Below are 6,279 nucleotides of genomic sequence, written 5' to 3' on the forward strand. Positions count from 1 at the left end.
GCTAACTTTGCAACAGTGCCCTCAAACCCATCCCCTGCGCAGCTCTTCATAAGTCGTGAGTCTGAACGATGAACGTAGGATTCTACAGCGATCGTGGCCAGCTGCTGGACGAGTCCAGGGTCTCATGCAGCCGTGCGGAGTATCACCTTGAGGACCTGGCCCGCGAGGCTCAGGACTTGGCGAATGAGTGCCGTTGCTCAGTTGTGGCGTGGATCCGCAACGAAGACGGCGAACCGATGTACCGCCTCGGTATCGAGGCGGATCCACGAACAGATACAGGACACGTAGCCCCATGAAACCTGGTACCGCAAAAGACTCCTTTCTGACACCAGGAGAAGTCGACCCGCGGCATTTTGAACTGCTCTTGGAAGGCACTTCTATCCGAGCGCAGCCGTTGATCGATGCGCTTCGCGAACACCTGGTCAATGGCGTAAAGGCCAGTGAGGCCTGGACGAAGTATGGAGTGAACATGAGCCAGTTCTCGCGGCGCCTAGCGGTGCTGCGGAAAGAAAGTCAGCGTGCAGCCGAGTTAAGTAAATTTTACCCTTAATGGTAAATTTAGATTGTTATATTTTACCTTAAAAGGTAAAATATCCTCATTGAAAGAAACCAATGAGGAGTTGCACATGGCCGCTTATACCGTCACCTGGACCATCGATGTTGAAGTCGATGGGGATCATAAGGACGCTGCGCAGTTCGTTGCCGAAAGCTATTTCCAGGCGCGCATTGCCGCAGGAGAGCAGGACAGCGCTTGCAGCTTTATCGTCGTAGACGAAACGGATCAGCACCAGGTCGATATCGACCTCGCCGATAGCCTTTCGGACCTTGACGGTGATGACACCGAGTGACCCTCTCGCCCAGCTCATGCTGGGCGAACTATCGGAAGCACCTGCTCTTGAAACAAAGGAGATACGCATGCAAACCCTAATGAACAGGATGAACAAAGAATCGAAGCCTTTGGCGGCTGAAGCAGAGACACCGCCTCGCAAACACCCTTTCCAAAAGATGCTGCCAGAACTGGCGGTCTGGTGCCTCCTCGCCTTCGGCGTCGTCGGCAGCCTGCTGCTTTGGATGCACATCATATGGGTACACATCATTCCTCGCGCTGTAGGAGCGAACTGAAAGGAGCACGACCCATGCCTATCGAACCACGCACCCTTGCCGCCGTCTTCACCAAGGTCGCCCGCTGCCTTGAGGGACACGATCTGGCACTGGAGACGCTGGATGACTACAGGGTAGACGCGGCCGCCGGCTTGCTGACCGTGGACCGTCTGCGCGGCTTTCTACAGGGGCTGAGCGCCGCCGGGGCGCTTCCATACGAGGACTATTGCGAAGTCGACGCGATGCTTGATGTTGGTCCGCGCACTGCTCTTCTAGCCATGCACGTCGACTTGATCCGGGGTCTCGACACTGACCTAGGGGTACGGAGGGCCGCAAGCTGTGCGATGGGCTACCTACAGGCACTCCTAGACATTCAAAGCATCAACTCGGACAGCTACAGGGCGCACCGAGAGGAAATCCAGAAGTTGGAGCAGGAGCGACTTGAGGAACTTACCTCGTTGCGCCTACTAACGGCAGCCCATGTTGGGGCATCCACGGCGAAGAGGAGTCAGTGACTGACCGGCTTGGACCGTCTGCCCCCTGTTGCACGTAGGGGCGCAACATCACGCAACACGTACAGATCGAGGAAACCGCATGGAGAAGAACGACGCAGTGGACACCCTGATTGCCGCGATGACCGATAGTCGCCTTCCGGTGCCGGTCAGGATCGGTGCCGCGCGAGGCCTGGCGCATATTGGCAGTGCCCAGGTGCGTGCCGAACTGGTGAAGGTGATGACGAACCAACTATCCCCTATGGATCTGCGGGCCGCCGCTGCTGAAGCGCTGGGGCAGGCCTCGGCCTGATAACGCCTACCGATCGAAAGGAACCCACCCCATGACGCTGATAACCCCCCGCAAGCTGCCGCCGCTGACTGACGAGCAGGTGCGCGCCGGCGCGCGGCCTGGCGAAACCTGGGCCGAGGCGCGGCGCCGATTGGAGGCGCTGAACGTGGCGTGCCCGGCGCCCCAGGTGGATGACCACCCAGGAGCTGACTACACGCTGGCGGGTCTGGTTGACGAGTGCGAGGGGCTGGATGGCAGGCCCATCGAATGGGAGCCCGGGGAGCTGGGGTAGCCCGACTTGCCCAACGGATAGAAAGGAACCCGCCCCGGCTATCAAGGCACCTACACTGAAGTGGCCAACCACAAGCAAAGGAGCTGTCGTAATGGCCGACTTCGTGATCAGTGACGTGAAGAAGGTGCGCGAGGTGTTCGACTGGGTGAGGGTCAACGAGCATTTGGCGCGAGGCTGGGTGCTGCTGAGCATCTCGACCGGGCAGGACGACGTGAAGTCCCCGGCCGTCCGCTACATCCTCGGTTGGACCAAGGGCGAGCCGGCCGACTGACTACGCATAACGGGCAGATTGTTAAATCACCCCCCTCGCCCCGCCAGGTCCTGGTCGCCAGGGATTCCACCCTCGGCGACCACACCCCCCTACACTGGTCTACCAGAACCCCCTACACTGGCGGCCGCGCGAACCTACCCCCGTTCACCCCCTGGAGTTCCCCATGACCGACTTCGAGGATTCCCCCCACGACGGCCAGCGCCTCGATGCGACCCGCCGCGCCCGTCACGCCCTCGGCCTGGCCGCCGGCGTCACGCCCCAAGAGGCACGCCGCTGATGCGCGAATCGATCACCGAAGACGCCCTGCAGGCGCTGATCGCCGCCGGCGGCGCCCGCGATACCCTGGTCACCCGCGGCCCGGGCGGGGAGGGCTGGCAGCTGCTGGTACGCTACGCCGGCGGTGGCCACCACTACCCGTTACGCTCACGCCGTGAACCGCTGCGCGTGTTCGCCTCGCTCACCCAGCTGGAGCGCTACGCCACCAAGATCGGCCTGCGCGAATTCCGCGTCGAGCTGTAGTCCTACCCCGCAACCCAAGGAGATCGCCCCCCAATGGATGGCTACGAACACCCCACCCGCAACGCCACCCCGCACCAGGTCTACCGCCTGTCCTGGCTGGCCTACGTCGGCCCGGTCCTGCTGTTCCTGGTCCTGTGCGCCGGCGCGCTGGCCCTCGGCTGGTGGACGCTGCACAAGGCGCCGAGCGAACAGGCCTACCAGATCGGCCTGGCGGCCAGTGCCGGCGTCCTGCTCATCGCCCTGGCACTGTTCGTCTACAAGCTCCTCTACCTGCGCAGTGTCCACCTCTACACCGACGACGTGGGCGTCTGGCTCTACCAGGGCATCCTGCCCTGGCGCCGTGGCTACCGCGGGGTAAAGTGGCGCGACATCGAGGACGCGATGTACTTCACCGGCTTCATCAGCTGGGCCCTGCGCTCCTACACCGTGCGCATCGGCCACCGCTTCACCAAGACCAGCGAGATCCTGGTCAGCCACCTGGCCCGGGGCAACAAGGCGGTCGAGCACATCAACCAGCTGCACCAGGCCCTGCTACGCGCCGAGCCGGCAGTCGACGAGCGGACGTGACGGTCACGCCGGCGAGCCACGCAAGCACAAGCCCCGCATGAGCGGGGCTTTTTGTTCATCATCTACCCTTACCCAGTGCCCATCTACCACCGGAGTGAGCGATGTGTGGCAGGCTTTCGCAGTACACAGGGCTTCATGAGTTCGTCGACGCACTGTCGATGCCCAACGCGCTGGTCAACCTCGTCGGCGAGCAGCCCGAGCGCTACAACGTCGCGCCATCGACGGCCGTGACGACGCTACGGCTCGAAGGCGATGCCCTGGTCGCCCAGGCCATTCGCTGGGGCTGGAGGCCGTTCTGGGCCCGTGATCGCGCGGCGCCGATCAACGCCAGGGTCGAGAAAGTGGCGCATGGACGCTTCTTCAGCGCCGCGTGGCGCCATCGCGCGCTGACGCCGGTCAGTGGCTGGTTCGAGTGGGTCGCCGAGGGCGGGCCGCGGAAACAGCCGTATCACATCCAGCACGCCGACGGCTCACCGATCCTCTGCGCCGCCATCGGCCAGTTCCCGGGCCTCGATGATGAGCCGGCCGAACAGCATGGGTTCGTCATCATCACCGCCGATGCCGAGGGCGGCATGGTCGACATTCACGACCGCCGCCCCGTCGTGCTGTCGCCCGAGCTGGCACGCGAGTGGCTTGACCCTGCGACGCCGCCAGAGCGCGCGGAACAAATCGTGCTGCACCAGGGCGAACCGCCCGAGGCGTTCACCTGGTACGCGGTCAGCCGCGACGTCGGCAACGTGCGCAACCAGGGCGCCTACCTGATCGAGCCTGCGTAGCAGAAAACCCGACAAAAGGAACAATGTTCCTATTTACATAGAGGAACATTGTTCCTATTATGTGAGTCATGCCGGCCACAATGGCGAGGCGCCACGCAGGAGGCTACGCCCATGAGCAACACGATTTCAGATCGCATCGTCGCCCGCTCGGTTATCGAGGCAGCTCGATTCATCCAGTCCTGGGAAGATGCAGACCCCGACAACCTGACAGAAGACCAGGTCCTGGCCGCCACTGGTTTCGCCGCCAAGCTCCATGAGGGGCTCCAGGCTACCGTCCTGCAGCGACTGGTGGACGAGACCAATCGTGACGAGTATCGCGAGTTCCAGGCGTGGGAAGAGGCACTGCTCAACGCAGATGGACGAGTCGCGAGCAACCCGTTTGCCGATTGGGGGTGGTGGTATCGCATCGCCAACGTGATGCTTGCCACTGCCTCGCAGAACATAGGCGTCGCCTGGGGAAGCCACGTCCATGGTCGTTTAATGGCTATTTTTCAGGACAGGTTCAAGCAGCGGTATGAGGAACCACAGGCATGAGCCGACCGACAGTCGTTACGGTGACGGAAGTTTCCTGGAACCCAGGCAGTTATGAAGTCAACGTAGAGCAGAATGGCAAGATGGTCGTTGGCCGGACCCGCGCTGGCAGCGATCCTGGCGCAGCCGCGGCGAAGGCCATGCAGATGGCCATGGAGTGGGGGGATCCGAACTACGTCATTCTCGGCAGCAAAAAGGTGCTTGCGTTCATACCGGAGCAACTGCGGGTGAAAATGTGAAACCAGATGCCTCTAAACACAATCCAGACCCGCGCTACCTGCGCGGGCTGTACGAGCGAGCCGGCCTGAAGCAGGAAGAAGCTGCCAGGCGGATCGGAATCACCGCCCGCGCGCTGAGGAATTACGTCAGCGAAACCGCCGGCAGAGAGGCGCCGTATCCCGTTCAGTTCGCGCTTGAGTGCCTGGCCAGCGAGAGCTAGCCAGCAGGTAGCGCAGGCAGGGCGCTCCCCGCGCCCCGGGCGCCTCGCTCACCCAGCTCAAGCGCTATGCCACCAAGATTGGCCTACGCCAGGGTAGGGCCGCCACCGTGTCGGCGGGCATTACTTCCAGGAGTGCAGCATCGGGGGCATTGTAAACAGTCTGTTAACGAGTTATGCTTAACTCCCGTTAACAGGTTGTTTACACTTAACGATGATTATCTCCTTCCGACACAAGGGTCTGGAAGTCTTCTTCAAGACGGGCAAGACCAAAGGGATCCAGGCGGCACACGCCCAGCGCCTACGCCGCCAACTGCTCGCCCTGAGCGAAGCGAACAATCCAGGCGACATGAATCAGGTCGGCTGGAGACTCCACTCCCTGAAGGGGGATCTTGCCGGATACTGGTCCGTCCGCGTTTCCGGCAATTGGCGGCTGACATTCCGCTTCGTTGGCGAGGATGTTGAGCTGGTCGACTACCAGGACTACCACTGAGGGTCTACATATGGGTATGCACAACCCGCCGCATCCTGCGGAAATCCTGCGCGAGGACGTGCTCCCCGAGCTGGATATCACTATCACGGACTTCGCCAAGGCCCTGGGCTATTCGCGGGTCCAACTGTCGAAGGTGCTCAATGGGCACGCCTCGATCACGTCGGACCTGGCCGTGCGCCTTGAGCGTGCCGGCATCGGCCGGGCCCGCCACTGGTTGGCCATGCAGGCGGCCTATGAGCTATGGCATGCAGAGCAGCGCGCTCAGCCGAAGGTGCCGCGTCTGTACGATGCCCACATTGCGGCGTGACCGTCACGCCGGCATAAAAAAGCCCCGCTTCGGCGGGGCTTTTCCGTTGGGGCCGGTCTATCAGGCCTGCAACCAGGCATTGACAGTATCGGCGCCGTACTGCTCTTTCCAGGCCTTCAGCACCCGGTGATTGCCGCCCTTGGTTTCCACCACCTCGCCGGTTTCCGGGTTGCGGTAGACCTGGCACTGTTGCAAATAGTCGG

General features: G+C 62.2%; 16 protein-coding genes. 15 read left to right on the forward strand and 1 reads right to left on the reverse strand.

Annotated elements, in window-relative coordinates; translation table 11 throughout:
* Positions 1-292 precede the first annotated feature (292 nt).
* From JHD77_RS31340 to JHD77_RS31410, 15 genes are all read left to right on the forward strand, one after another.
* On the forward strand, positions 293-550 hold the full coding sequence (locus JHD77_RS31340; protein ID WP_071534999.1) for a PapB/FocB family fimbrial expression transcriptional regulator: 258 nt from the start codon (positions 293-295) through the stop codon (positions 548-550).
* A gap of 76 nt (positions 551-626) precedes the next feature.
* On the forward strand, positions 627-848 hold the full coding sequence (locus JHD77_RS31345; protein ID WP_058182849.1) for a hypothetical protein: 222 nt from the start codon (positions 627-629) through the stop codon (positions 846-848).
* Between the two features lie 67 nt (positions 849-915).
* Positions 916-1,122 carry a hypothetical protein gene (locus JHD77_RS31350; protein WP_058182848.1) on the forward strand — a complete coding sequence of 69 codons (207 nt, stop codon included), beginning with the start codon at positions 916-918 and terminating at the stop codon, positions 1,120-1,122.
* 14 nt (positions 1,123-1,136) lie between these two features.
* The gene (locus JHD77_RS31355; protein WP_058182847.1) at positions 1,137-1,616 is read left to right on the forward strand and encodes a hypothetical protein; all 480 of its coding nucleotides are present in this window, start codon (positions 1,137-1,139) and stop codon (positions 1,614-1,616) included.
* 79 nt (positions 1,617-1,695) lie between these two features.
* Complete coding sequence (locus JHD77_RS31360) at positions 1,696-1,905, forward strand: HEAT repeat domain-containing protein (protein ID WP_107114697.1); 210 nt, start codon at positions 1,696-1,698, stop codon at positions 1,903-1,905.
* 31 nt (positions 1,906-1,936) lie between these two features.
* The gene (locus JHD77_RS31365; RefSeq protein WP_172689449.1) at positions 1,937-2,176 is read left to right on the forward strand and encodes a hypothetical protein; all 240 of its coding nucleotides are present in this window, start codon (positions 1,937-1,939) and stop codon (positions 2,174-2,176) included.
* A 91-nt stretch (positions 2,177-2,267) separates the two neighbouring features.
* Positions 2,268-2,447 (forward strand): hypothetical protein, encoded by a 180-nt coding sequence (locus tag JHD77_RS31370; protein WP_172689452.1) that lies wholly within the window; start codon positions 2,268-2,270, stop codon positions 2,445-2,447.
* Between the two features lie 276 nt (positions 2,448-2,723).
* Positions 2,724-2,966: a hypothetical protein gene (locus tag JHD77_RS31375; RefSeq protein ID WP_003142927.1), complete on the forward strand. Its 243-nt coding sequence runs from the start codon at positions 2,724-2,726 to the stop codon at positions 2,964-2,966.
* Positions 2,967-2,999: 33 nt separating this feature from the next.
* Positions 3,000-3,533: a hypothetical protein gene (locus JHD77_RS31380; protein WP_042159154.1), complete on the forward strand. Its 534-nt coding sequence runs from the start codon at positions 3,000-3,002 to the stop codon at positions 3,531-3,533.
* Between the two features lie 101 nt (positions 3,534-3,634).
* The gene (locus tag JHD77_RS31385; RefSeq protein ID WP_044727393.1) at positions 3,635-4,309 is read left to right on the forward strand and encodes an SOS response-associated peptidase; all 675 of its coding nucleotides are present in this window, start codon (positions 3,635-3,637) and stop codon (positions 4,307-4,309) included.
* Positions 4,310-4,420: 111 nt separating this feature from the next.
* Positions 4,421-4,843 carry an anti-CRISPR protein AcrF3 gene (gene acrF3 / locus JHD77_RS31390; protein ID WP_044727394.1) on the forward strand — a complete coding sequence of 141 codons (423 nt, stop codon included), beginning with the start codon at positions 4,421-4,423 and terminating at the stop codon, positions 4,841-4,843.
* The gene (gene acrF / locus JHD77_RS31395; protein WP_033995585.1) at positions 4,840-5,079 is read left to right on the forward strand and encodes an anti-CRISPR protein; all 240 of its coding nucleotides are present in this window, start codon (positions 4,840-4,842) and stop codon (positions 5,077-5,079) included. The genes acrF3 and acrF overlap by 4 nt, the downstream gene beginning before the upstream one ends.
* Complete coding sequence (locus tag JHD77_RS31400; protein WP_044727395.1) at positions 5,076-5,279, forward strand: helix-turn-helix domain-containing protein; 204 nt, start codon at positions 5,076-5,078, stop codon at positions 5,277-5,279. Before acrF ends, JHD77_RS31400 begins: the two co-directional genes overlap by 4 nt.
* 211 nt (positions 5,280-5,490) lie before the next feature.
* Positions 5,491-5,769 carry a type II toxin-antitoxin system RelE/ParE family toxin gene (locus JHD77_RS31405; RefSeq protein WP_074198653.1) on the forward strand — a complete coding sequence of 93 codons (279 nt, stop codon included), beginning with the start codon at positions 5,491-5,493 and terminating at the stop codon, positions 5,767-5,769.
* A 10-nt stretch (positions 5,770-5,779) separates the two neighbouring features.
* On the forward strand, positions 5,780-6,076 hold the full coding sequence (locus JHD77_RS31410) for a HigA family addiction module antitoxin (RefSeq protein WP_033949745.1): 297 nt from the start codon (positions 5,780-5,782) through the stop codon (positions 6,074-6,076).
* Positions 6,077-6,136: 60 nt separating this feature from the next.
* Here JHD77_RS31410 and JHD77_RS31415 read toward each other — a convergent pair.
* Positions 6,137-6,279 (reverse strand): DNA binding protein (locus JHD77_RS31415; protein ID WP_199506554.1); only part of this gene is annotated, 143 nt, incomplete at its 5' end.

Origin of the sequence: Pseudomonas sp. P20, assembly GCF_016463925.1 — a bacterium.
GTDB classification, from domain to species: domain Bacteria; phylum Pseudomonadota; class Gammaproteobacteria; order Pseudomonadales; family Pseudomonadaceae; genus Pseudomonas; species Pseudomonas aeruginosa.

Excerpts from the sequence above, each read along its gene's own strand:
- JHD77_RS31405 (WP_074198653.1), top strand. The coding sequence starts at position 5,491 with ATGATTATCTCCTTCCGACACAAGGGTCTGGAAGTCTTCTTCAAGACG.
- JHD77_RS31360 (WP_107114697.1), top strand. The coding sequence starts at position 1,696 with ATGGAGAAGAACGACGCAGTGGACACCCTGATTGCCGCGATGACCGAT.
- JHD77_RS31350 (WP_058182848.1), top strand. The coding sequence starts at position 916 with ATGCAAACCCTAATGAACAGGATGAACAAAGAATCGAAGCCTTTGGCG.
- JHD77_RS31345 (WP_058182849.1), top strand. The coding sequence starts at position 627 with ATGGCCGCTTATACCGTCACCTGGACCATCGATGTTGAAGTCGATGGG.
- JHD77_RS31365 (WP_172689449.1), top strand. The coding sequence starts at position 1,937 with ATGACGCTGATAACCCCCCGCAAGCTGCCGCCGCTGACTGACGAGCAG.
- acrF (WP_033995585.1), top strand. The coding sequence starts at position 4,840 with ATGAGCCGACCGACAGTCGTTACGGTGACGGAAGTTTCCTGGAACCCA.
- JHD77_RS31355 (WP_058182847.1), top strand. The coding sequence starts at position 1,137 with ATGCCTATCGAACCACGCACCCTTGCCGCCGTCTTCACCAAGGTCGCC.
- JHD77_RS31370 (WP_172689452.1), top strand. The coding sequence starts at position 2,268 with ATGGCCGACTTCGTGATCAGTGACGTGAAGAAGGTGCGCGAGGTGTTC.
- JHD77_RS31380 (WP_042159154.1), top strand. The coding sequence starts at position 3,000 with ATGGATGGCTACGAACACCCCACCCGCAACGCCACCCCGCACCAGGTC.
- JHD77_RS31340 (WP_071534999.1), top strand. The coding sequence starts at position 293 with ATGAAACCTGGTACCGCAAAAGACTCCTTTCTGACACCAGGAGAAGTC.
- JHD77_RS31375 (WP_003142927.1), top strand. The coding sequence starts at position 2,724 with ATGCGCGAATCGATCACCGAAGACGCCCTGCAGGCGCTGATCGCCGCC.
- acrF3 (WP_044727394.1), top strand. The coding sequence starts at position 4,421 with ATGAGCAACACGATTTCAGATCGCATCGTCGCCCGCTCGGTTATCGAG.
- JHD77_RS31385 (WP_044727393.1), top strand. The coding sequence starts at position 3,635 with ATGTGTGGCAGGCTTTCGCAGTACACAGGGCTTCATGAGTTCGTCGAC.
- JHD77_RS31410 (WP_033949745.1), top strand. The coding sequence starts at position 5,780 with ATGGGTATGCACAACCCGCCGCATCCTGCGGAAATCCTGCGCGAGGAC.